Origin of the sequence: Hymenobacter lapidarius (genome assembly GCF_001816145.1) — a bacterium.
Classification (GTDB): Bacteria; Bacteroidota; Bacteroidia; order Cytophagales; family Hymenobacteraceae; genus Hymenobacter; species Hymenobacter lapidarius.
Map to the genome: position 1 here is coordinate 1 of NZ_MDZB01000125.1, position 23,975 is coordinate 23,975.

The 23,975-nt window shown below is 60.3% G+C and carries 21 protein-coding genes and 1 pseudogene; 14 read left to right on the plus strand and 8 right to left on the minus strand.

From position 1 onward, the window contains the following. Positions 1 to 242: 242 nt before the first annotated feature. Positions 243 to 2,006 (minus strand): aspartate--tRNA ligase, encoded by a 1,764-nt coding sequence (aspS, locus tag BEN47_RS14205; protein ID WP_070729060.1) that lies wholly within the window; start codon positions 2,004 to 2,006, stop codon positions 243 to 245. 236 nt (positions 2,007 to 2,242) lie between these two features. Here aspS and BEN47_RS14210 point away from each other — a divergent pair, with 236 nt between their 5' ends. The 7 genes and pseudogenes from BEN47_RS14210 (at position 2,243) to BEN47_RS14240 (ending at position 8,795) form a co-directional block, all read left to right on the plus strand. After that, a complete protein-coding gene (locus BEN47_RS14210; protein WP_070729061.1) occupies positions 2,243 to 2,683 on the plus strand; it encodes a T9SS type A sorting domain-containing protein in 441 nt (146 codons plus the stop codon). 139 nt (positions 2,684 to 2,822) lie between these two features. Next, positions 2,823 to 3,371 (plus strand): hypothetical protein, encoded by a 549-nt coding sequence (locus BEN47_RS14215; protein WP_125921692.1) that lies wholly within the window; start codon positions 2,823 to 2,825, stop codon positions 3,369 to 3,371. 66 nt (positions 3,372 to 3,437) lie between these two features. Beyond that, the gene (locus tag BEN47_RS14220) at positions 3,438 to 3,869 is read left to right on the plus strand and encodes a nucleoside deaminase (protein WP_070729063.1); all 432 of its coding nucleotides are present in this window, start codon (positions 3,438 to 3,440) and stop codon (positions 3,867 to 3,869) included. Positions 3,870 to 3,980: 111 nt separating this feature from the next. Beyond that, a pseudogene (locus BEN47_RS14225) lies at positions 3,981 to 4,594 on the plus strand (superoxide dismutase). A gap of 210 nt (positions 4,595 to 4,804) precedes the next feature. Then, positions 4,805 to 5,926: an alkene reductase gene (locus tag BEN47_RS14230; RefSeq protein WP_070729064.1), complete on the plus strand. Its 1,122-nt coding sequence runs from the start codon at positions 4,805 to 4,807 to the stop codon at positions 5,924 to 5,926. 261 nt (positions 5,927 to 6,187) lie between these two features. After that, positions 6,188 to 7,471, plus strand: a complete 1,284-nt coding sequence (locus BEN47_RS14235; protein WP_070729065.1) for a nucleoside permease — start codon at positions 6,188 to 6,190, stop codon at positions 7,469 to 7,471. 244 nt (positions 7,472 to 7,715) lie between these two features. Then, positions 7,716 to 8,795, plus strand: coding sequence for an AAA family ATPase (locus BEN47_RS14240; RefSeq protein ID WP_158011028.1), 1,080 nt, complete (start codon positions 7,716 to 7,718; stop codon positions 8,793 to 8,795). Positions 8,796 to 8,919: 124 nt separating this feature from the next. On the opposite strand, the gene BEN47_RS14245 is transcribed toward BEN47_RS14240, so the two are convergent. Then, positions 8,920 to 9,330, minus strand: a complete 411-nt coding sequence (locus BEN47_RS14245) for a nucleoside-diphosphate kinase (protein WP_070729067.1) — start codon at positions 9,328 to 9,330, stop codon at positions 8,920 to 8,922. Positions 9,331 to 9,930: 600 nt separating this feature from the next. On the opposite strand from BEN47_RS14245, the gene BEN47_RS14250 reads away from it, so the two are divergent. From BEN47_RS14250 to BEN47_RS14270, 5 genes are all read left to right on the plus strand, one after another. Then, entirely contained in the window at positions 9,931 to 10,977 is a 1,047-nt protein-coding gene (locus BEN47_RS14250; RefSeq protein ID WP_070729068.1) for a DHH family phosphoesterase, read from the plus strand. 38 nt (positions 10,978 to 11,015) lie between these two features. Then, the gene (locus BEN47_RS14255) at positions 11,016 to 12,026 is read left to right on the plus strand and encodes an FKBP-type peptidyl-prolyl cis-trans isomerase (RefSeq protein ID WP_070729069.1); all 1,011 of its coding nucleotides are present in this window, start codon (positions 11,016 to 11,018) and stop codon (positions 12,024 to 12,026) included. 124 nt (positions 12,027 to 12,150) lie between these two features. Beyond that, positions 12,151 to 12,747: an FKBP-type peptidyl-prolyl cis-trans isomerase gene (locus BEN47_RS14260; RefSeq protein ID WP_070729070.1), complete on the plus strand. Its 597-nt coding sequence runs from the start codon at positions 12,151 to 12,153 to the stop codon at positions 12,745 to 12,747. An 11-nt stretch (positions 12,748 to 12,758) separates the two neighbouring features. After that, entirely contained in the window at positions 12,759 to 13,277 is a 519-nt protein-coding gene (locus BEN47_RS14265; protein WP_083322439.1) for an FKBP-type peptidyl-prolyl cis-trans isomerase, read from the plus strand. A gap of 39 nt (positions 13,278 to 13,316) precedes the next feature. After that, positions 13,317 to 14,270 (plus strand): FKBP-type peptidyl-prolyl cis-trans isomerase, encoded by a 954-nt coding sequence (locus BEN47_RS14270; RefSeq protein WP_070729072.1) that lies wholly within the window; start codon positions 13,317 to 13,319, stop codon positions 14,268 to 14,270. A gap of 33 nt (positions 14,271 to 14,303) precedes the next feature. Here the strand turns inward: BEN47_RS14270 and recO are convergent, their stop codons facing one another. From recO to BEN47_RS14290, 4 genes are all read right to left on the minus strand, one after another. Beyond that, positions 14,304 to 15,026, minus strand: coding sequence for a DNA repair protein RecO (gene recO, locus BEN47_RS14275; RefSeq protein ID WP_070729073.1), 723 nt, complete (start codon positions 15,024 to 15,026; stop codon positions 14,304 to 14,306). Positions 15,027 to 15,117: 91 nt separating this feature from the next. Continuing rightward, positions 15,118 to 17,484: a type IX secretion system anionic LPS delivery protein PorZ gene (gene porZ, locus BEN47_RS14280; protein ID WP_125921693.1), complete on the minus strand. Its 2,367-nt coding sequence runs from the start codon at positions 17,482 to 17,484 to the stop codon at positions 15,118 to 15,120. Positions 17,485 to 17,552: 68 nt separating this feature from the next. Next, entirely contained in the window at positions 17,553 to 18,179 is a 627-nt protein-coding gene (locus tag BEN47_RS14285; RefSeq protein WP_083322440.1) for a thymidine kinase, read from the minus strand. Between the two features lie 157 nt (positions 18,180 to 18,336). Further along, the gene (locus tag BEN47_RS14290) at positions 18,337 to 18,669 is read right to left on the minus strand and encodes a 2Fe-2S iron-sulfur cluster-binding protein (protein WP_070729075.1); all 333 of its coding nucleotides are present in this window, start codon (positions 18,667 to 18,669) and stop codon (positions 18,337 to 18,339) included. 36 nt (positions 18,670 to 18,705) lie between these two features. Between BEN47_RS14290 and BEN47_RS14295 the strand changes: the two genes are divergently transcribed. Together BEN47_RS14295 and BEN47_RS14300 are read left to right on the plus strand one after the other, a co-directional pair. Further along, the gene (locus BEN47_RS14295) at positions 18,706 to 19,923 is read left to right on the plus strand and encodes a DUF8457 domain-containing protein (RefSeq protein ID WP_070729076.1); all 1,218 of its coding nucleotides are present in this window, start codon (positions 18,706 to 18,708) and stop codon (positions 19,921 to 19,923) included. 28 nt (positions 19,924 to 19,951) lie between these two features. After that, positions 19,952 to 21,022, plus strand: a complete 1,071-nt coding sequence (locus tag BEN47_RS14300; RefSeq protein ID WP_125921694.1) for a hypothetical protein — start codon at positions 19,952 to 19,954, stop codon at positions 21,020 to 21,022. Here BEN47_RS14300 and BEN47_RS20615 read toward each other — a convergent pair. Next, positions 20,942 to 22,177 carry a hypothetical protein gene (locus tag BEN47_RS20615; RefSeq protein WP_204378331.1) on the minus strand — a complete coding sequence of 412 codons (1,236 nt, stop codon included), beginning with the start codon at positions 22,175 to 22,177 and terminating at the stop codon, positions 20,942 to 20,944. The two genes, BEN47_RS14300 and BEN47_RS20615, sit on opposite strands and share 81 nt — an antisense overlap. A 116-nt stretch (positions 22,178 to 22,293) precedes the next feature. After that, positions 22,294 to 23,589, minus strand: coding sequence for a rod shape-determining protein RodA (gene rodA, locus BEN47_RS14310; RefSeq protein WP_070729079.1), 1,296 nt, complete (start codon positions 23,587 to 23,589; stop codon positions 22,294 to 22,296). Positions 23,590 to 23,975 lie beyond the last annotated feature (386 nt).

Genomic DNA, 23,975 nt, shown 5'->3' on the forward strand with positions numbered 1-23,975 from the left:
CGAAACCAGCGTGCAAAATTGGCTGGCCTTCCACTGGCTGGCCTTTACCGTGCTCTTATTGCGTAAAATTGCCCCAATGCCCACTTCCTAAACAGCTTCAATGTAAAAGAGCTTATCGACCAAGAATTAAAGCAAGGAATGGAGGTAGGATGGAAGTTATTTGAAAAGGTCGATGAACTACCAATAAAAAGCGGCGACTGAGGAATCAGTCGCCGCTTCCGCTTCTCTCAGCTTCAAAAAACCTACTTCACTAACACGGCCGTCTTAATACTCAGCTCCTTCAGCTGCGCGCCCGAAATCGGTGAGGGCGAGTCTATCATCACGTCGCGGCCGGAGTTGTTTTTAGGGAAGGCGATGAAGTCGCGGATGGAATCGGCGCCGCCGAAGAGGCTGCAGAGGCGGTCGAAGCCAAAGGCGATGCCGCCGTGGGGCGGGGCGCCGTACTCGAAGGCGTCGAGCAGGAAGCCGAACTGGGCTTTGGCTTCTTCGTCGGTGAATCCGAGCAGCGAGAACATGCGGGCCTGCACGGCGCGGTCGTGGATACGGATGGAGCCGCCGCCCACTTCCACGCCGTTTATCACAAGGTCGTAGGCGTTGGCGCGCACCTGGCCGATGGTATCGGGCGAGTTGAGCAGGGCCAGGTCTTCAGGCTTGGGCGAGGTGAAGGGGTGGTGCATGGCGAAGTAGCGCTTTTCCTCCTCGCTGTATTCCAGCAGGGGGAAATCGACCACCCACAGGGGCGAAAAGTCTTCCTTGTTGCGCAGGCCAAGACGCTGGCCCATTTCAAGGCGCAACTCGCTCATGGCTTTGCGGGCCTTGTTGGGCTCACCGGCAATGATGAGCAGCAAATCGCCAGCGTTGGCGTGGAAGGCGGCTTTCCAGCGCTGCAACTCTTCCTGCGAGTAAAATTTATCGACCGAAGATTTTACCGCGCCATCGGCTTCGACGCGGGCGTAGATAAGGCCGGTGGCGCCAATTTGCGGGCGCTTCACGAAGTCCGTCAGCTCATCGAGTTGCTTGCGAGTGAAGTGGGCGCAGGTGGCGGCGTTGATGCCCACCACCAGACCGGCGTTGTCGAACACGGGGAAGCCCTGGCCTTTTACGATGGCGGTCAACTCCACAAATTCCATGGCGAAGCGGGTGTCGGGCTTGTCGTTGCCGAAGCGGCGCATGGCGTCGGCGTAGGTCAAGCGGGGCACTTCGGGGAAATCGAGGCCTTTGATTTCCTTGAAGAGGTACCGCGTGAGGCCTTCGAAGGTGTTCAGAATATCTTCCTGGGTTACAAAGGCCATTTCGCAGTCAATCTGCGTGAACTCGGGCTGGCGGTCGGCGCGCAGGTCTTCGTCGCGGAAGCACTTCACAATCTGGAAGTAGCGGTCGAAGCCCGATACCATGAGCAGCTGCTTAAACGTCTGGGGCGACTGCGGCAGGGCGTAGAACTCGCCGGGGTTCATGCGCGAGGGCACCACAAAATCGCGCGCGCCTTCGGGCGTGCTCTTGATGAGCACCGGCGTTTCGACTTCGATAAACTCCTGGCCGTCGAGGTAGCGGCGCACAGCCTGGGCCATTTTGTGGCGCAGCATGAGGTTGTTGCGCACGGGGGTGCGGCGCAGGTCGAGGTAGCGGTACTTCATCCGCAGGTCGTCGCCGCCGTCGGTGTCGTCTTCGATAAGGAAGGGCGGCAGCTTGGCGGGATTCAGAATCTCGACCTTATCGGGGCGGATTTCGATGCCGCCGGTGGGCATTTTGTCGTTTTTGGAGTAGCGTTCGGCCACTTTGCCAGTCACGCTCAGCACGAATTCGCGGCCGAGGTGGCGGGCGGTTTCGCGCACGGCTTCGGCTTCTACGCCTTCTTCGAGGGTGATTTGGGTGAGGCCGTACCGGTCGCGCAGGTCAATCCAGAGAATGGCGCCTTTGTCGCGGGTGCGCTGCACCCAGCCGCAAAGCGTCACGGTTTGACCAATGTGTTCGGGGCGAAGCTCGCCGCAGGTGTGGGTACGTAGCATGTGGCAGTTAACAGTTTGCAGAGTGAACAAGTAACAAATAGCAGCTGGCGCTTTCCAGGGTTCGCCCATCGTCTGTCCGACGCTTGGCCCTGTTACCTGTTCACCGCAACCTGTTAATTGAATCTGCCGCGAAGGTAGCCACTGGGCCGCCGGGGCGAAAACGCAAACTTTGGTACGGGATATGCAAAGGCCGATGGCAAGTGTGTTCCTTTGTCTCTCAATCCCCTTCCTTGTTCATGAAACTCCTCCCCTCCTTCGCCCTCGCAGCGGCGCTCCTGTTTGCCGGCGCTGCCCAGGCACAAACCAAAGTCAAAACCAAAAGCAAGTCCGACGTGTCGGGTACGGAGATTAAATCCAAGGGCACGGCCGGCGCCGTCACGCTCGACGGCCCCATCAAGCGCATCGAAACGCTGTCGGGCATCGACGTGTACCCCCGCCCCAACTCCAAGAGCATTCTGCTCAGCTTCACCCAGCAATTCAGCAAGCCCGGCACGCTGGTGATGACGGACTACAAGAACAAAGTCATTTATCAAACCGAGCTGGACCCCGCCACCAACACCGGCGCCCCGGTGGACCTGGGCAAGATTCCAGCCGGCACCTACCTGGTAGAAGCCAAAACCGGCAATTACGTGTATTGGAAGAAGGTCCGGATTAAATACCCGGCCGCCCGGCGTTAGTTTGCCCTGTTATATAGTAGAACGTCATGCTGAGCTTGCCGAAGCGTCTCTACTGCGTTAGTAACTAAATACTTGCGCAATAGAGATGCTTTGGCAAGCTCGGCATGCTGTTCTTTGTTGTTTTCTATCCGACCCTGCTATGAGAATTCTCCCGTTTTTACTGTTACTGTTTGGGTTGCTGGCCTTCGTACCCAAGCCTAAGCTCACGAATGTGAAGCTGGGCTCGGGCCTGACGGTGGGCGTGCCCGCCACGTTTGCGCCGCTGCCCGATGATGGCATTGCCGTAAAGTACCCGTCGCCGCGCAAGCCGCTGGCGGTATACTCCGACCGCAGCGGGCGCGTGGACTACAGCGTGGCCGTGCGCCCCACCACCTTCGAGAGCATGGACTACGGCGTGTTGCTCAAGATTTACAAGTCCAGCATTCAGCGACTCTACACTAAGGTTGACTTTATTAAAGAGGACATCCGCACCGTGAACGGGCGCGATTTCATGTATTTCGAGTTTGTGTCGACCGTTGCCGATAGCCAGCGCGCCAACCAATTGGCCCCAATAAAGCGCTACCAAGCCGTGCAGTACGCCATTCAGGGCCAGCAATTGTACGTTTTCACGTTTGTGGCTCCCGCCAACGAGCAGGCGCAGTGGCAGCCCACGGCCCAGGCCGTGATGAATGCCATTGTGTTGAAATAGCGCGGAATTTTAGTCCGCGTTCGCGCCGATTGACGCGGACTAAAAGCCCGTGCTACCTCTCCTGCCATGAACGACGCCTATTTCATGCTTCAAGCCCTGGCCGAGGCTGAAAAAGCCCTGGAAGCCGACGAAATTCCCATCGGCGCGGTGGTGGTGTTTGAGACGCAAATCATCGGGCGGGGCTACAACCAGACCGAGCAATTGCGCGACGTGACGGCCCACGCCGAGATGCTGGCCCTCACGGCAGCCGCCAATCATCTGGGCAATAAATACCTAGCCGACTGCACGCTTTACGTCACCATAGAGCCCTGCGTGATGTGCGCAGGTGCCAGCTACTGGGCGCAGCTGAAGGCCGTGGTATTTGGCGCTGACGAGCCCAAAGTAGGATTCCGGCGGCACGGACAATTGCTGCATCCGCGCACGCAGCTGCGGGGCGGCGTGCAGGCGGCGGAGTGCGCCGCGCTGATGCAGGCGTTTTTTAGTTTAAAGCGGAAATAAATATACTTTTGAACTTGAGCGGATGGCGGCCGTAACTAGGTAGCTAGTGGGGCTGTTATAGTCTCTGATACATTTCTCACTCTTGCGACCAACCTAAAACACCTGTCCCTTATGGCTTTCGACCTCCCCAAACTCCCCTATTCCTACGATGCCCTGGAACCTACGTTTGACGCGCAAACGATGGAAATCCACCACAGCAAGCACCACCAGGCCTACGTGACCAACCTGAATGCCGCCATTGTCGGCACCGAGATGGAAAGCCAGTCCATTGAGGAAATCATGCACAACATTGCCAAGCCCCGGCGGCCGTGCGCAACAACGGCGGCGGCCACTATAACCACTCGCTGTTCTGGACCATCCTCTCGCCTAACGGCGGCGGCCAGCCCAGCGGCGCCGTCGGGCAGGCCATCACCACGGCGTTTGGCAGCTACGACAAATTCAAGGAGGAATTCACCAAAGCCGGTGCCACGCGCTTCGGCTCGGGCTGGGCGTGGCTGTGCAAGCAAGCCGACGGCTCGGTGCAAATCTGCTCGACGCCCAATCAGGACAACCCGCTGATGCCCGACGCGGGCTGCAAGGGCCTGCCCGTGCTCGGCCTCGACGTGTGGGAGCACGCCTATTACCTCAAGTACCAGAACCGCCGGCCCGATTACATTGCCGCGTTCTTCAACCTCATCAATTGGGATGAGGTGAACAAGCGCTTCGCCGAAGCCACGCCCATGTAAATTATCAGCACGCTGGGCAACCCCGGCGTATCTGCTGCAAAAGGCCCGTTCCACGTTGTGGGGCGGGTCTTTTTTCGTTTTTGGTGGGAGTGAGACGTCTGCTACAACATCTACTATTCCACGCACTGAAACAATTCGTGTACGTACCCGGTTTAAAGACGCGTTTCATTCATCCGATGCCGCTACTTACGCACGGCGGCACATTCGTCTATGTCAAATAAAACATTTCAACCCGCTCAGCTGGGTCCGCTTACCCTAACCAACCACGTGGTGATGGCACCGCTCACCCGCAGCCGTGCCCTGGGCAACGTGCCCAACGAGCTGATGGCCGAGTACTACCGCCAGCGCGCCACGGCCGGCCTCATCATCACGGAGGGCACGTCGCCCTCGGCCGACGGCCTGGGCTACGCCCGCATTCCGGGTCTGTTCAACCAGGAGCACGTCACCAACTGGCAGCGCGTGACCGAGACGGTGCACCACCACGGCGGCCACATTTTCATTCAGCTCATGCATGCCGGCCGCATTGCCCACACCCTCAACCTGCCCGAGGGCTCGGAGGTACTGGCCCCGTCGGCCATCACGGCCAAGGGCCAGATGTGGACTGACCAGGAGCAGCTGCTGGACCATACCGAGCCCCGCGAAATTCAGGCTGAGGAGTTGGCCCGTCTGCGCGACGAGTACGTGCAGAGTGCCAGGCTGGCCCTGGAAGCCGGTTTCGACGGCGTGGAAGTGCACAGCGCCAACGGCTACCTGCTTTCGCAGTTCCTGAACCCGCACAGCAACCAGCGCACCGACCAGTACGGCGGCAGCGTGGAGAACCGCGCCCGCTTTGTACTGGAAGTGGCCCGCGGCGTGGCCGAGGCCATCGGACCCGAGCGCACCGGCATTCGCCTCTCGCCCTGGGGCACCGACGCCGACATGCCGCACTACCCCGAAATGGACGAAACCTACGCCTACCTGGCCGAGGAGCTGCAGAAAATAGGCCTGGTGTACGTGCACCTCGTGGACCACTCCAGCATGGGCGCCCCCGCAGTACCCGCCGAAACGGTGGCCACCATCCGCAAAAAATTCACCAACACCCTCATCCTGAGCGGCGGCTACACCACCGTGGAGCGCATCGAAGAAGCCCTGCAAAGCGGCCACGCCGACCTCGTGGCCATCGGCAAGCCCTTCATCTCGAATCCCGACCTAGTGGAACGCCTCAAAACCGGTGCCCCGCTCGCTCCCCTCGACCCGGATACCCTGTATACCCCCGGCCCCGAGGGCTACACCAACTACCCGACGGCCGACGGCCAGCCCGCGGGCACGTTTTCGCCCAGCTACCAGGCGTAGCATCCGCATTTGCTAATGCTTTGAAAAGGCCCCGGACAGCATTGTCCGGGGCCTTTTTACTGCCCTACAACCAGCTTCAACGAGGTAGTGCGGGCTTCCATCATGCTACGAAGAGGCGCCTGTGAGGCACAACGCTCTAAACGGCCTGCCTCAATCCGGGCCGGAACAGCCACAAGATTAGCCGCACTTGCTTGCCGCTTCTGGCAGGAAGGCGTGTATCTTTATCGGCTGAATACTCTCTCTCTTTTATCCTGACTCCGCATGAATACTAAGTTGCGCCTCATCATACTGAGTTTCTTACAATTCTTTATCTGGGGCTCCTGGTTGATAACGATTGGGGCGTATTGGTTTCAGACGAAGGAGTGGTCGGGTACGCAGTTTGGCGCCATTTTTTCGACCATGGGCATTGCGTCCATCTTCATGCCCTCGCTCATGGGCATCGTGGCCGATAAGTACGTGAACGCCGAAAAGCTCTACGGCATCCTGCACATCCTGGGCGGCATCACCCTCTGCACCATCCCGTTGGTCGACGACCCCGGCACGTTCTTCTGGGTTATCCTGCTGAACATGGTATTCTACATGCCCACGCTGTCGCTGTCCATTGCCGTGTCGTTTTCGGTGCTCAAGACCCAGGCCCTTGATGTGGTGAAGGACTACCCGCCCATTCGCGTATGGGGTACCATTGGCTTTATCGTGGCCATGTGGACGGTGAGTTTGCTGGGCATCGAGAAATCAGCCAGCCAGTTTTACGTGGCAGCCGGCGCGGCCTTTGTGCTGGGTCTATACTCCTTTACGCTGCCCAAGTGCCCGCCCCAGTCCACCAACACTTCCAGCCAGGGTTTGCTGGAAATACTGGGCCTCAAGTCGTTTGCGATTTTGCGCGACCGCAAAATGCTCACCTTCTTCCTGTTTGCGCTATTGCTGGGGGCCGCGTTGCAGCTCACCAACGCGTACGGCGACACCTTCCTGCACGATTTCGACAAGACCCCGGCCTACCGCGACACACTCACCGTGAAGTACCCGGCCATCATCATGTCCATCTCGCAGATTTCTGAGACGCTGTTTATCCTGGCCATTCCGTTCTTCCTGCGCCGCTTCGGCATCAAGCAGGTGATGCTGTTCAGCATGATAGCCTGGGTGCTGCGTTTCGGGCTGTTTGCCTACGGCAACCCCGGCGAGGGCCTCTGGATGATTATCCTCTCCTGCATCGTGTACGGCATGGCGTTTGATTTCTTCAACATTTCCGGCTCGCTGTTCGTCGAAACCCAGACCCAGCCCAGCATTCGGGCCAGCGCGCAGGGCTTGTTTATGATGATGACCAACGGCTTCGGGGCCGTGCTGGGCAGTTCGTTGAGCGGCATCATCATTCAGGAATACTTCACCGACGCCAGCGGCGCCAAGGACTGGCAGGGCATCTGGCTCACGTTTGCCGCCTATGCGCTGGCCATTGCCGTGCTGTTTATCATCTTTTTCAAGCACACCCACAGCACCGAGCCCGTGGAGGAAGCGCAACCCGAAGGCCAGCTTTCGGTGGAACAGGCCTAGCGCAGCCCGGCGGCGCGGTGCTGCTGCAGCCGCTTTTGTACCTGTTACTACAAAAAAGCTCCGCCATCCGCGGGGCTTTTTTTGTGGGCCTACCGTCCCCCTTGGCGCCGGATGCGCAACCCAGGCCGCCGGTTGTAGCGCGACTGGTCTTACAGTCGGCAAGTAAGCTGGAGGGTTGCTTTCCGGGCGGTAACGTGTATTTTTGAGTCTGACAGCGTACGGCATGAAGAAACCCTTGCCACCAGTGGCCCCCCCCAACCTTTCGCAAACCTTCGAGCGCGACGGCTATTTCCAACCCGTTTCCTGGTTTTACGCGGCGTTTGGCGTGCTGCCGCGCCGCGAAATTTACCAGCTGGCCAGCGCCGAGTCCCGGCAAACCGTGCTGACCGCACTAGCCAAAAGCTACGACCTGGAGGCGTGCACCGTGGCCCACGCCGTGTACCTGGATAAGAAAGGCAAAGCGCCCGACATCAGCCACTACGCCCTCAACCTGGCGCCGCACCTGCTGCTCTGGTTCTACGAGCGCGGCACCTACGGCGACCGCGCCGGCCAGCTGTTCTTCTCCCCCCAAACCGACCCCAAGCAGCTGGCGCTGGCCCAGGCGCTGCTGGTGGCCGAGCTGGATACCGGCAAGCTGGAACATGACCGGATTCAGGTGCTGCGGCTGGCGTTTGGCGAGCTGGAGTTCTCGCCGCTGCCCATCAAAATACCCGCGCTGGACCTGGCCACCCACTACAACGACGACCTGCTGCCGGCCCATGAAGCCATTCTCAAGCGCCTGCAGCAGCCCGACGAGAAGGGCATCATCATTCTGCACGGCCCGCCCGGCACCGGCAAAACCAGCTACATCCGCCACCTGTGCGGTCTCACCGACAAACCCAAGCTCTTTATTCCGCCCAACCTGGCCACCCGCATTGCCGACCCGGAATTCATCAACCTGCTGCACGACAACACCAACTCCATCCTGCTCATTGAAGACGCCGAGGAACTGCTGGCCAAGCGCGACGGCCACGGCGGCAACGCCGTGAGTAACCTCCTGAACCTGTCCGACGGATTGCTCTCCGACGGCTTCCACATCCAAATTATCTGCACCTTCAACGCCGAGCTGGCCCGCATCGACAAGGCCCTGCTGCGCAAAGGCCGACTCATTGCCTCCTACCGCTTCGAGGCCCTGGAGATTGAAAAAGCCCAGGCCCTGGCCACCAGCCTGGGCCAAACCGAACCCGTATTGGAAGCCACTTCCCTGGCCGACATTTACAACCGCGACAAAACCGACTTCATCAGCGAGGCCAAAACGCCCGGCCGCATCGGTTTTAGCCGGTGAGTTGAGGCCTACAACACAAAATTGGTACAAAAAAAGTACGACTTTGGCACAAAGAAAAAGTCCGCTCTGCGCAATGCAGAGCGGACTTTTTCTTTGTGCCAAAGTCGTGTAGCGCGCCTTTTGCTTACTTCGAGCCGAAGAAGAAATCAGCCTCGATTTGCGCATTCTCGTCGGAGTCGGAGCCGTGCACGGCGTTGGCTTCGATGCTCTTGGCGTACTTCTTCCGGATGGTGCCGTCGGCCGCCTGGGCGGGGTTGGTAGCGCCAATGAGGGTGCGGAAATCAGCTACGGCGTTGTCTTTCTCCAGCACGGCAGCCACGATGGGGCCGCTCGACATGTACTTCACCAGGTCGTTGTAGAAAGGACGCTCGGCGTGCACGGCGTAGAACTGGCCCGCGCGCTCGGCGGTAAGGTTGATTTTTTGGAGTTCCACGACGCGGAAGCCGCCTTCTTCCATCATGTGCAGGATGCCACCGATGTGGTTTTCCTGGACGGCGTCGGGCTTAATCATCGTGAATGTGCGGTTGGTGGCCATGGCGGGGTATTCGAATAAAGATGAAGTGTTGAAAGGGCAAAACTACCACATCCCCAGCCAGCACCCAACCCGGGGTCCCTCGGCGGCACTATGGCACGACCCAAATGCGCCCGCTCAATGCCCACCTTCGCCTTGTGCGGCTTCTACCGGCAGAAACCGACTTGCTGCTGCCGTGTGTGCGCCAGGAGGAGCGGCTGCGATGCCCCGCCGCGCGGTCTGGCTGGAACTACCCGCCAACCCCAAGGCCACGAGTGGAACTACGCGTCAACCCGAAGGCCATGAGTCCTACTTGCCCAAAGCCTTCGTCACCCTCCTCGCCCAGGCCCGGCGGGCCGAACCCGGCACCTCTTTGGCACCGCCGCCATCTTTTATTCGCTGACCACAAAAGAAAGATTTACCCATTGCTTCTCCCCCCCGAAAGCCGGTATTGGCGAGATAGCCGCTTTTTCACCCGGAAAGCCGCCGGTCTCATTCCTCGGTTTCGGGCGAACCTTCCAGGGGGCGACGGCTGTTAAGAAAAGATTTCTTCCGACTTTTGCCGCCCGATTTTCTTCGTAAGCCACCGGCCCTTAGTTTCTTTCAGGACCAATCCCGTTGTCGATGTCCAATCCCATTTCCGCCCTGCAAGCGCTGTTCGCGCAGCCCAAGCAGGTTGTCATTACCACCCACCACAAGCCCGACGCCGACGCGCTGGGCTCGTCGCTCGCCTGGGCCGGGTACCTCAAGCAAAAAGGCCACCACGTCACGGTGGTTACCCCTTCCGACTACCCGGCCTTCCTCACTTGGATGGAGGGCAACGAGGAAGTGGTGGTGTACGACCGCCGGCAGAACGACCGCCAGGTGCGCGACCTCATTGCCCGCGCCGAAGTCATCTGCTGCCTCGACTTCAGCTGCCTGGGCCGCATCAACGAGTTGGGCGAGTACATCCGCCAGGCCAGCGGCACCAAGGTGCTGATAGACCACCACCAGGAGCCCGAGGACTTCGCCGACATCGTCTTTTCGGTGCCGACCGCCGCGGCCACGGCCGAGCTTATTTTTGAAATCATCCGCGACCTGGGCGACCAGGACCTCATCACTAAGGGCATCGGCGAGGCACTGTACGCGGGCATTATGACCGACACGGGCTCGTTCCGGCACCCCAGCACCTCGCGCAACGTGCACCTCATCATTGCCGAACTGCTAAAGGTGAACATCGACCTCTCGTCGGTGCACCGCCGCATCTACGACTCACATTCCGAAATCCGGCTGCGCTTCCTGGGCTTTGTGCTTAAGGACAAGCTGGTGGTGAACCGCGAGTTCAACACGGCTTACATCGCCATCACCCAGGACGAGCTGCGCCAATACGAAAGCAAAACCGGCGACACCGAAGGCCTGGTAAACTACGCACTGAGCATCGAGGGCATCGTTTTTGCCGCCGTGTTCATTGACCGCGGCGTGGCCGTAAAAATTTCTTTCCGCTCGGTGGGCACCTTCTCGGTGAGCGACTTTTCACGCCGTCATTTTGACGGGGGCGGGCACCACAACGCCGCCGGCGGCATCAGCTATACCAAGCTCGATGCAACGGTGGAGCGCTTCCTGGGCATCCTGCCCGAGTACAAGGAACAGCTCACGGGCGTGCCTGCGGCAGTAGCGCCGCCAGTAGCGTAACTTTGAACCGTTTTCGACTCCTCACTTCTTATATTTTCATGCGTTTTTCCTCCCGCTCCGCGCAGCAACTGGCCCTGGCGGCCGGCCTGCTTGGCTTCGCTTCCCTCACCGCTTGCAACAAAGGCGGTGGCGACTATGCCAAAACCAAGTCTGGCATCGAGTACAAGATTTTCAAAAAAGTCGGCAACGGCTACGAGCGTCGCGAAATCGGCCCCGATGGCGACCCGACCTACAAAGACCGGGTGGGCAAGTTCCTGCTGGGCAACATGCGCTACACCACCGGCAAGGACTCGGTGCTGCAGAACACCCGCCGCGATGTGGGCCTGCCCGTGCCCCTGCCCCTGCAGGAGCTCAAGCAAAAAGGCGCCCCCGACGAGGCGCTGTCCTTGCTCCAGCCCGGCGACAGCGGCGTGTTTCGCTTCCAGGTCGACTCCCTCATTAAGCCCAAGTCGGGCCAGCCGGTGCCGCCGTTCTTGCGCCGCGGCGGCAACGTGGTGATGATGTACGTGGCCACCACGCCCAAGCTCATCACCCAGGAAGAAGCCCAGGCCATGCAGCCCGAACTGCAGAAGCGCGCCATGGCCGCCCAAATGAAGCAGCGCATGGCCTCGCCCGAGTACGCCAAGCAGATGCAGGAGCAGAAGGACGCCCAGGCCAAAGCCATGGCCGCGCCCGAAGTAGTGGCCCAGCTGAAAAGCGACGACGCCGTGCTGCAGGACTACATCAAGAAAAACAACCTAACCGTAAAGAAGACGCCCTCGGGCCTCTACTACCAGGTGCTGAAGGCCGGCACGGGCGCTACGCCCAAGGCCGGCCAAACGGTGAGCGTGAACTACAACGGCACGCTGCTTAGCGGCAAGCAGTTTGACTCGTCGGACAAAACCGGCAAGCCCATTGAATTCCCCATCGGCCAGGGTGCCGTGATTCCGGGTTGGGACGAAGGCATTTCGCTCCTCAACAAGGGCACGCGGGCCATCCTGCTCATCCCCTCGCCCCTAGCCTACGGCACCCGCGGCGCGGCGCCGACATTCCCGCCAACGCCCCCCTGAAATTCGAGGTGGAACTTGTTGACGTTCAATAGACCTTGTTAAATTCCTGATTCCGACCAACGGGCGGCGCGGCATAGCTACCCGGGCTCCGTTGGTCGGAATTCTTTTACTACCCCTTCTCGTGATGAAAAAACTCCTGCTGCGCTCCCGTTACCTGTTGCTGGCGGCGGGCCTGCTCCTGTCGGCCCCGGCTCTGTGGAGCTGCAACTCCGAAAATACTTTCCAGAAGTCGGCGCGCCTCCACGAAGAGCAGATGAAGCGCATCGACGAGGACACCATCCGCAACTACCTCACCCGCAATCAGCTGCTCACCAAAGCCACCCGCACCAATTCCGGCGTGTACCTGGTGCCACTGGCCGAGGGCAAGGGCACGCCGGTAACGGCGGGCAAGCAGGTGCGGCTCAAGTACCTCGGCCGCTTCCTGAGCAACGGCGCACACCCCGGGACGACGGGCTACCCGGCTTCGAACGGCGACGGCCGCTTCCCAGTGGGCGCTATTTTCGACAATACCGCTAACAACCGCACCGAGTGCGGCTGTGCGGTATTCACGCAGGGAAGCCTGGTACCTGGTTTCAACGAAGCGCTGCTGCTCATGCGCCAGGGCGACCGCAAGCTGGTGCTGCTGCCCTCTAAGGTGGCCTACGGGCCCACTGGCAGCGCCGGTGCTATTCCGCCCGATGCAGCCCTGCTGTTTGATATAGAGGTTCTGGAAGTTTATTAAGAAGGCATTCCGTGAGCAAAGCTGCTAGCATAGGTCGGTGGTATGCAAGGGGGCTGAGCCTCGTGTTTTTGCTGGCTGTTACGGCGGCCAGCGGGCAGGAAGCGCCGAAGCCCGCCGTGCCGACTACGCCCACGGCCCCGCTCACCGGCTCCGATACCGCGCGCCTCGTTCCGCAAATCACGCGGAGTGGGGCGCGCTTTGTGTTTCGGGAGCGGGGCACTGGGCCGCTGGCCCGCGCTGGCAGCCGCGTAGCCGTGCGCTACACCGGTTTCCTGCCCGATGGGCACATCTTCGATGCCACGGTGGCCACCGGCGGGCCGCTCCGCTTCCGGGTGGGGCGTGGCGACGTCATTCCGGGCTGGGACGAGCTGCTCCTGCTGGTGCCCGCCGGCTCCCGGGTGAAGGCCTGGATACCCGCCTCCCTGGCCTACGGCGCGACCGGCGTGCCCGACCCCGACGACGAGCGCCGCTACCTGATTCCGCCCAATACTGAATTGGTTTTTGAGCTGGAGGTGTTGAGCGTGCGTTAAGTTTTTGTTTCTGGATTGCCAGAATCTTCCCTCCTATCCATGCGACACATCTTTCTGAGCGCGGCCTGCGCCTTGTTTGCCTGCTGGCAGCCTGCCCGAGCGCAAGCCCCCATCACGGCGTTTTCCCGCCTGCCCACAGGCACCGAGTACCGCCTCTTCCGCAAGGACGCGGCGGGGCGCTACCAGCCGCGCACCCTAGCACCCGCCGATGACCCTTACGCTACGCGCGCCGGCAAAATCCTCACCGTTTTCATGGAATTTCGCACGGGCCGCGACTCGGTCGTCATGAAATCGCGCCTCATGCAGCCCACCCCGCAGCCGGTGGCCCTGCCCGAGAAACCCACGCCCGGCGGGCTGGAAGAAGCGCTGGGCATCCTGCTGCCCGGCGACAGCGCCGTGTTCCGCTTTTCGGCCGATACCATTTTTGCCAAAACTTTTCGGCAGTCCGTGCCGCCGTTTCTGCGCACAAGCGGCAATACGCTGGTTGTAACCGCCAGCGCCCGCGAGCTGTTGACCATGGCCGAGATGACGGCCCGCCAGCAGCAGGCCCAGGCCGATATGCTGAAAGCTGAGCAGCAAAAAGCCGTGGCACAAACCGCCAAAGACGCCGCTCAGATTGACGCTTACCTAAAAAAGAACAAGCTGGTGGCCAAGAAAACGGCCGGTGGCACCTACTACATCGTCACGCGGCCCGGCACGGGCTTGCCGCCCAAGCAGGGCCAGAACGTGCGGGTGCTGTATTGGGGCACCGTGCTGGCTACGGGCCAGGAATTTGACTCATCGGCCAAGCACGGCAACGAGCCCATTTCCTTTCCCCTGGGGGCGGGCCGCGTCATTAAGGGCTGGGACCAGGGCGTTGCCATGCTCACCAAAGGCAGCAAGGCCATCCTGCTCATTCCTTCGCCCCTGGCCTACGGCCCCCGCGGCGCCGGCGCCGACATTCCCCCCAATGCCGTGCTGCGCTTCGAAGTAGAGCTGGTTGATTTCAAATAGCCCGCCCACCAGCCGCGCAGCCAACAGCCCGCCTTACTCGGCCAACACCTGCGACAGGATATCGAGCGAGCGGATTTCGCCCATCTGCTCCACGTGCAGCTGGTAGTACCGAATGAGCACGTTCAGGAGCTCGTGCCGCACGCGGCCGTTGGGGATGGTGCTGGTGGCGGGGTCGCGCAGCAATTCATCTAAGTAAATATCGAACTCGCGCAGGCGCAGCGTGGCCGGCCCGGTAGCGCCGGAGGTGGTGGGCGCGTGGCCCGCCATTATCACCTGGTCGGTCAGCTCACCCCCCGTGCTGATGCCAAAGCCCAGATACGTGGCCAGCTGGAGCAAGAAGACCAATGCAAAATTTTCCGACCCGGTGGTTTGCTGGTCGAACCCCAGGATGGAGTCGTGCAGAAACTGAAAGAGCGGCTCGTTCTGCTCTTCCTCGCGCACGGCCCGCCCCACCACTTCGGACAGAAACAGCACCACGCTGCTCTTCTGCACCTCGTAGGGCAGGCTCACAAACGGCTCGGAGCACCGGAACTCCGACAGACGCGTGAGCCCCCCACTGCCGCGGGCCACGTAGGCCACCAGCTCCAGCAGCGTGAAGGGCTGAAACAGGGCAATGCGGCCCGGCGGCTTGGCTTTGCGCACGCCGTTCACGATGTAGCTCTGCACCCCCAGCCGCTCGGTGTAGACGCGGGCAATGATGCTGGTTTCGCGGTATTTCAGGTAGCTGAGGACGATGCCTCGGGTCTTGATTAACATGGGTCAAGGAGGGGTAAAGCCTGCGGAATAGCGAATGAGCAAGGAGAAAAACGCCCCGTACTCCATTCCTCGTTCTTCCTGAAGCAGTGCGCTACCTGCTAAGCACCGCCACTTTGCTCACGCAGCCGTTCTTGCCGTCGGCATCGGCAGAAAGCACGAGGTAGGTGCCCGAGCGCACGCGCTTGCCGTCGGGGGTGGTCATGTTCCAGGTCACAGTGCCGCCGTTGGCTGTGGTGGCGTATACGAGGTGGCCGGCCACGTCGGTAATTTTTACCTGGGCATTATTGGCCAGGCCCGTGATGCCCACCGTACCCGCAAATTCGGGGCGCACGGGATTGGGAAACACAGCGGCGCAGCTGGGCTTGCCTTCCGTGATGGTGGCCGCCCCCCGGTACGCCACCACGCCGGCGTCGGTGGCCACCCACACGTCGCCGGTTTTGTCGTTCACCTTCACGTCCACAATGCGGTTGGAGGGCAGCGGGCTGTTGGCCGTGGTGAAGTGCAACAAGGCTTTGTCGGCGTCGGGCGAGAACAGCCACAGGCCGTTGTCGGTGCCAAACCACTTGCGGTCGCCGCCGTCCACGGCCAGCGTGCGCACGGCCTCGCTGAACAGAGTCGGAAACAGCTCACCCTTTTCATTCGGTGTAAATGGCGTCGAGAACACGGCAGCCGGGTCAAACGGTCCGCGGGGGTCGTTGAACACGGCCACGCCCTTGATGGTGGCGGCCCAGATGTAGCCCCGGCGGTCTTTCGCCAACTCGTAAATCTGATTGTCGGGCAGGCCCGCCGCCGTGGTGAAAAAGCGCGGCGGCTGGGGCGAAACAGTGGCGGGGTCCACCGCAAAAATTCCCAGGGGCGCGTTGGTGGGGTCGGTTTTGCGCGCCACCGCGGCCCACACGTAGCCGTTGTCGTCGAGCGCCAGCCGGTCGAGCGCCTCAAAGCCCAGCCGCCAGGGCATGATGCGCCAGGTGGTCGCAACCGGGTCGAAAAGGAACAGCCCCGACACGCCGGACCGCAGATGCCGGTTCACAACCCACACTTTGCCTTCGGCGTCGGTGGTCAGGTCCGTGATTTCGACCCGATTCTTATTGCCGAAGGTGCCCAACAGCGGGCTACCGGCCGGCGTACCTTCGCCAAACCGGCGAATGTTGCCCAAACCCTTCCACTCCACCAGCCCGTCGCCGTAGCCACCGAAATACAACGTGCCGTCGGGCGTGCGGGTGCCGCGCGTGGGCCGGACCACGTTCGGGAATCCGGGCACGGCCGCCGTGAAGCTGGTCCACTGGCCGTCTTTAAACTCGTAGAATCCGGCACCTTCCCGGACAATGGACGGGTCGTACCGTTCTGAATAGCCGCCCGAAAACACGTCCACCGTGTTCGTACGGGCATCGGCCAGGATACTGAACGCCAGGTTACTGACCGGGCCATTGGCCACGTACTGCTCCGTGGGCGTGGCCGCGCCGGGCGGCACCCGCTGCAGGCCAAGCTGGAAGTTGGCCAGGTAAAAGCTGCCATCGCGCGAGCGCACGGCGTCCTGCAGAAAGGTGCCGGCCGGGCTGCGCGCCACCACGTTGGTCACGGCATCGTTCGCCCCAATCTTGCGCACGCCCGAATCGTCATCAATGATAAACACCCCGGTTCCGCTGGCCCGCAGGTTGCGGAATTGCGCCGTGCGGGTGTTGGGCACCGAACGCCACGTACCGGGAGTGCCGGGAACGAATTTGAACACTCCGATGCCGGTGCCTTCCACGGCGGCATACACCTCGCCGTTGTAAGCCGCCACAAAGGGGAACGTGCGCCGCGCGGGGTCTACGGTGGTGGCCGGCTGGTACGCGGTCCAGCTACGAAAATCCAACAGGTTGCTGGTGAGTGCTCCGCGCAGCAATCCGGCCGAAGTTGCGAGGTAAAGCGCCCCTTTGGCCACGGCCGCGTCGTACACGGCCACCACGGTGCCGCCCGGCCCAATATTGGAGTAGGTGTCCGTCACTTCAAGCTTCACAAGGTCCACCACCACCAGGCCAAAGGTGGTCGACACGTACGCCTTGCCGGGCCCTATCGAGATGTTGGTAATGGCCTTGGCACCCTGAATCTGCTTGCGCAGAATGTCGTTGAGGTTGCGGATGCGGCCGTTGCGCTGGATAATGTCCAGATTGGTGTTGCGGTAGCCCAGCACGGTTTGCTGCGTCACCGAATCGTAGGCCAGAGCCACTACGCCCACGTCGTTCAGGCCATCGCGCCGCGAAAGTACCTGCGTGGTGTTGAGGGATTTGTCGAGAAAATAAAAGGCATTTTCCGTTGCCACATACACCCGGTCGCCCGCGTCAGCCAGACGACTGGGGCGGTTGGTGGGCAAGTGCAACTGCCAGTCGCCGTAGCCCACAGCCCCTTGCGCAAGAGCCGCTTCAGCAAATAAAAGCAGCCCGGCTAGCCCAAGCAAACAACGGAAGATGTGCGACATATGCTCAGCAAAAACACGATTTGAGTACCCGCAATGGGGCCAACTTTGCCAACGCCTCCGGAGCTTATTTAGTGCGCCGCGGCCGAGCGGCTTTCCGGGACCGGGGTCTTGGCTTGCATGCCCTCCAGGAAACAGGGCCGGCAGCGCGCCTCATACGAGTCGGTTTCGCCGAGCAGCACCTGGCTTTCGCTGGCCGCAATGCGGTAAGAATACGAGGCAATCTCGCCGCAGCATACGCACACGGCGTGTACTTTGGTCACATACTCGGCCGTGGCCAGCAGGGCCGGCATCGGGCCAAACGGACGGCCAAGGTAGTCCATGTCGAGTCCGGCCACAATCACGCGGGTACCGTTGTTGGCCAGCTGCAGGCACACGTCCACCAGCGAATCATCAAAGAATTGTCCTTCGTCGATGCCCACCACGTCGGAACCCGCCGCCAGCAGCAGAATTTCGGAGGGAATGGCCACCGGCGTGGAGCGAATGCGGGAGGCGTTGTGGCTTACCACGTCTTCTACGTCGTAGCGGGTGTCCAGAGCCGGCTTGAAGATTTCGACCTGCTGCCGGGCTATGCGGGCGCGGGTGAGGCGGCGAATCAGCTCTTCTGTTTTGCCCGAAAACATGGAGCCGCACACCACTTCAATCCACCCCCGGCGCGGGGCAGTGTGGCGGTTGCCAACGCGTGGTTCAATAAACAAGGTACAGGCGGCTTGGGAAGGTTTAGGAACCTAAAGTTAGGAACGAACAACTGAGCGCACCACTCTGCCCCGGATGAACTTTAAGAGCCACCTGAGTAAACGTGCTGGCCATCTGTTGCTACCAGGCAGGAGGCAGCCTCCCGATAAAGTTACGGGCTCAGGGTTGGGCTTCGCGATACTGCACGTGGGGCAGCTGCGTGGCCTCGGGCACCCGGCCCACGGCCTCGCCCGCCGGCAGCTGGGCCTGGCACGTCAGCCGCTCGGTGGCCTGCAGCCGGCCCGCAGCCTGGTAGCGGAGCTCGGCAGCGGTGGGCGGACTGAAATTTTCGAGACCCTGGCGCACCTGTATTCGGCAGGTGGTGCAGCGTCCTTTGGCCCCGCAAGCGTGCATCCAATCGTGGCCAGCCGCGTGCAGCGCGGCCAGCAGCGTGGCCCCGGCCGGGACCGTTATGGCCGCGCCGGGCAAGTTTTCAATCGTCAACAGGGCCATTTATGCCTAACTTCGGGCACGAAACCCGGCCTTTTTATGAACGACAAATATAGCCTCGCCAAGTGCGCCCAATACGGTCGCCGCCTGGCCGCCCGGCTCTGCGACCAGCACTTTGGCTCCCAGCCCACCGCCACGCTCGATGGTCCGGCGGTGCTCAAATTCACCCCCATCCGCCAAATCAATCTGCTGGTAATTCGCCAACTCCTTGGCCAGTGGCAGGCCGAAACCGCCCGCCTGCGCAGCCCCTACTTCGATTTTGAAGCCGCCCCCGTGCAAGCGGCCCTCGCGCAGTTCATGAACGTGCTATCGCGGCACATCAGCCTCAGCCGCGCCACCTTCGAGCCCTTGTTGGCCCAGGCCACTGCCGACACCCTCGGCATTGTAGCCGACCCGGGCGGCAGCTTCGAGCGCCTGTTGCTGGGCCCGGCCGAGACGGTTACGCTTGCCAGCCTGCGCGACAACCTCCGCTACATCGATACCGATAAAGCTTTTTTTCAGGAGTTTGTCGAGAGCCTGCCCGCCAGCAAGGAGCTCAGCCGCGATTTCATCGTGCACCGCTTCGAGCTTTACCACGCCGCCAACTACAAAGCGCACCAGCCCATGCAGCGCCTGGCCTCCGAGCTCAGTGCCCTGCTGCCCCTCACCACCGCCGATTTGCTGGAAGATGGGCCGGTATCGACCGCCAATACCCCGGCGGCGGCTCCCCCAGCTGCCCCGGCGGCTGAGCAAACGACGGTTCCCACAAAAAAGCCCATTGAGCCCGCTCCGGCAAGCCCCCCAGTAGCGGTGCCAACCTTCGTTTCTACTCCGGCTGCAGGCACTCCGGAACCGCTGCCAGTCGCGGCTCCCGAGCCAGCCATTCTTACTGCGTCATCCGTTTTCCAGCAGCCTGCCGCCGAGGTGAGTGCCATTCCCCTGCACGAGAAGCTCAAGGCCGCCCAACCCACAACTGCTCTCTTGGCCGAAACGCTGCGGGCCACCGCGGCCACCGTGCCGTTGGCGGAGCGGTCCAGCCCTAAAGTAGAGACCCTGCGCGAAGCCATATCCATTAACCAGCGTTTTAGCTTCATCAACGAGTTGTTTGAGGGCGAGAACATGGAGTACCACGCTGCCATCCAGCACCTCGACACCTTATCAACCGCTGACCAAGCCCGGAGCTACGTTACCGGTCACCTGTCGCAGCGCTACGAATGGGGCCGCAAAGAGGAACACGTCAATAAGCTGCTGAAGCTCATCGAACGAAAATTTGCCTAGTTCCGCGCTTCTTTCCCGGCAGCCCTTAGTGGGAGCTCGCTTCCGGCGCTGGCTTTTGCCGTGGTTGCTGGCAGTAGCCGCGCTGGCCAATTTGGCCTATCCGATGTACGTGCACTATGATTTCACGCACTCGCCGGACACGCGCAGCTACCTCCGCATGGCCGCCGGCCGCTTCGATGGTGTCCGCGTCACCCACCGCTACCGGGTTCTGGTGCCCGCAGCGGCGGCGTTGGTAGCCGCGCCTATTACCCGAGCGTACGCCCAGGTATGGCCCCAGCGCCCCGCCGGGCAGTGGCCGTTGCGTTTTGCTTTTTACCTGGTCAACTGCCTAGTGCTCGGGGCCGCCGGCGCCTGCTGGTACCACGGCGCCCGCATGGCCGGAGCCTCCGTTTTGGGCGCGGCCCTGGCCATGCTTGCCGTGCTCACCAGCCGTTGGGCAGGGTATGCCGCGGGCCTTCCCCTCACCGACAGCCTGTATCTATTGGTAGTTGGCCTGGGATACTACGCCATCCGGCGCGGACCCGCCGGCAGGTGGGCCCTGCTGGCTGCGTTGGTCGTTGGCCCATTGGCAAAAGAGTCTTTCCTTATGCTGGTGCCCTGGCTGCTCTGGTTTGGCCGCCACAGTCTGGCTTGGCCCCGGCAGCTTCTCGCGCTGGCCGCTGGTCTGGCCCTCCTGTTCACCGTCCATTGGGTTATCGACACCCAGTTCGAGGCGCCTGCCATGCAGTCTGTAGCCAACGCCTGGGAGCATGTAGATAACATCACCTATTCCCTTCGCCGGGCCGCTTCTGCAAAAGGATTGGGCGAGCTACTCAGTATTTTCGGTCTGTTTACCGTCGTTGTTCCCGTAGCTTTTTGGCTGGAAACGCGCAAGCAGCGCCACTCAGTATCGATTTTCAATACGCTTGGTTGGGCCGAGAGCAGCTTGTTGCTCATCGTGGCGCTTCACATGCTCCTCTCCGGCGACCTGGGGCGCATGGGGTACCTGACGGCTCCCGTTTTCTGTTCCGCCCTGGCTTTAGTCTTCACCCATTGGCGCCCTCTGCTGGGGCTGAGGCACGCCGGGGGCCTTCAATCCCACCAGCGCGAGGCCCAGTAGCAAAGGCCACACCGGCACCAGGAACCGCGCTGCTCCCAGTGGCCCGGTCAGTAGCGCTACGTAAAACAAAAGGCCCGCCGCTATCCAGCGCCCGTTTCGCAACAACGACGCCCTGTTGCCCAGCAGCAGGAATCCGCGCACCGCCAACGCCATCCGCGCCAGGTTGGCCACCAGCACCGCCCCCAGAAGGGCCAGCATAGCTATGGGCAGGCGCGTAAGAGCACGAAAAAATCCCCCATTCCTTATCTGCCCCAATAAGCCACCGTCCGGAGGCGGGGCCACACCCAAAAACTGGCTGATGTCAAACCGACCAGGGTCAAAAAACACGGCTCCCATGCCCTGCATATGTTGGCGCGCATACACAACCGGGTGCTCACTTATTACTACTAAAGCCCGGGTCCGAATAAGCAGCTGCCGCTCTGCAAAGCCCACCTGTTGGTTGGCATCCTTCAGCACCGCAGCAACCCAGGCTTCCTCGGCCTCAGGCCCGCTCACTTGCCTGACTACCCCAGCCGCATTATAGTGGAGCAAGTTAATTTCCGCAATACTGGAGAAATGAAGATACCCGGTCCGCTGCATGTTCCACCCCAGGTAAAGCCCGGCCACCAGCATGGGAATTCCCGCAATCGCAGCCAACCGCATTTCTTTCTGGCGCCAGGCCAGCACCGTGCCTGCCCCAGCCACTACCAATGCCATCGGGTAAAAGACGGGTTTAAGCAGTAAGGCCAGCACTGTAGCAGCAGCCACTCCAGCCATATATTTTGGTTTCGGGGACTCCACTGCCCACATCCCACCCCAAAATATTCCCACGACCATCGTTTGCAGCAGCATCTCACTCATCACCGCATTTGCGTAGATAAGTTGCGCCGGAAATAACAGAACCAAAACCACCGCCCACTTCCAACACTGCCGCTGCGGACGCACCGTACGTGCCCACCACCGCAACACCAACCCTAGGTTGAGCAAGCTCAGCAAGTTTTGAAATAAAAGCGCCAAAAACGGCACCTTCAGCAGCCCTCCCAGCACCAGCAAGGCCAGCGGGTACCCAACCGGCCGTATCGTGAACTCCTGCACTGCCTGACCGCTTGGCAACTCCCGAGGCCAGGGCCGGGCATAGAGCACGCCTTCACGCCACAGATTTTCCGCTGCTTGCAAGTACCTATCCGAGTCAGGAAAATCCCAGGCTCCCGTCGTGCAGGACCAAGCAACCGCCGCCAGGTGAACCCCAATCAGCGTCGTCCACACCCAGCCCGGCACCCGCTGGCTACCCATCAGCGCACCAAGTCTTGCTTGCGATACGCGTCCAACGCCAATAAGCTAAACAACAGGATGGTAAACGACCACAACGAAGAACCACCGTAGCTAAAGAACGGCAGGGGAATACCCACAACCGGCGCTAGCCCAATCGTCATCCCAATATTCACGGTCATGTGAAAAAACAATATGCTCGCCACACAGTACCCATATGTGCGCCCAAAAACTGACTTCTGCCGCTCGGCAACATATATAATACGCCATAGCAGCGTCAGGTATAGGCAAATCACAAAAAAGCTGCCTGCCCAGCCAAACTCCTCTCCCACTGTGCAAAAGATAAAGTCGGTGCTTTGCTCAGGCACAAAATCAAACTTAGTCTGGGTGCCTTGCAAAAACCCCTTCCCAATCAAGCCGCCCGACCCAATGGCAATTTTACTCTGCGTCACATTCCATCCCTTACCCAAAGGGTCTGCAGAAGGATTAATCAAAATCTCAATCCGCTGCCGCTGGTGGGGCTGCAACACCTCATTATAAAAGAAATCAACGCCTACCACCATTCCTACCACCGCTACCCACACCCCAATGGCCAATGGCCAATGATGCCGTAGAACCCGCTTATTCAACCCCAGCACCACCAACAAAACCACAGTAAAAACTGCGACTAACCAGATTTTTGGCACCAACAAAGCCAATACCAGAATAACTGCACCTGCGGCTAACAGCAGCAATATTAGAGGAGACATTCCCTCACGGAAATAAGCCAACAGCAACGCCCCAAACACCAATGCCTGCCCCGACTCGTTTGAGGCCACGATTAGCAAAGGTGGCAGCAAGGTAATTCCCGCTAGCACCAACTGGTCCCGCCAATCCTGATATCTTAAGTTTATACTGGCCATGAACCTCGAAGCTGCCAGAGCCGTCGTGAACTTGGCAAATTCTGCCGGTTGCAGACGCACAGGTCCAATCTCCAACCACGACCGTGAACCAGCTATGGGCCTGGCCACAAACATCGTGATAAGCAGAAGCAGTATCATCCCCCCATACATGGCGTAGGCCAAAGTATCATAGGCCTTATAGTCAACAACCAGTAGCACCACCACCAACACTACAGCAGTTCCAATCCACAACAACTGCTTGAACCAGTTGAAAGCCATAAGCTTGTCGAAGCTCATTGTTCCCAACGCATTAGCAGGCGCTTCAGGCGAGTAACTCGAGGCGTAAATACACACCCACCCAATCCCAACCAATATCACATAAAGCAACACCGTTAGCCAATCAATACTTCTGCTATAACGCGCTGGTGATAATTGCACAAATAAGTTAGGCTGAACGGTAAATCAAATTTACAAACACTATAGTATTCATTTGTCCTCATTAATAAATGCACCCTGAACTGCTTGCACAACAACTCAATACATTCTCAGTGGACAAGTGAATAAATACTCAAATAGTGTTCGTAAAGGCCCAGTTTGTCATTAAAGCATCTACATACCAGCTTGAAATAACACGCATTATTCATAGCCGGCTGCTCAACTAGTGAGAAACTAAGATTTAAGTAGTCGGAGCAATTCCAACTGGGCAAGCAGGTGGTTCTTGGGACTGCCATAAAAGCGCAATGCCTGCCGCTGGTAAAAGCGGCAGGCATTGCAGTAGTAAGGTTGGCGGCGACCGACTCTCCCACCGGTGAAGGCAGTACCAT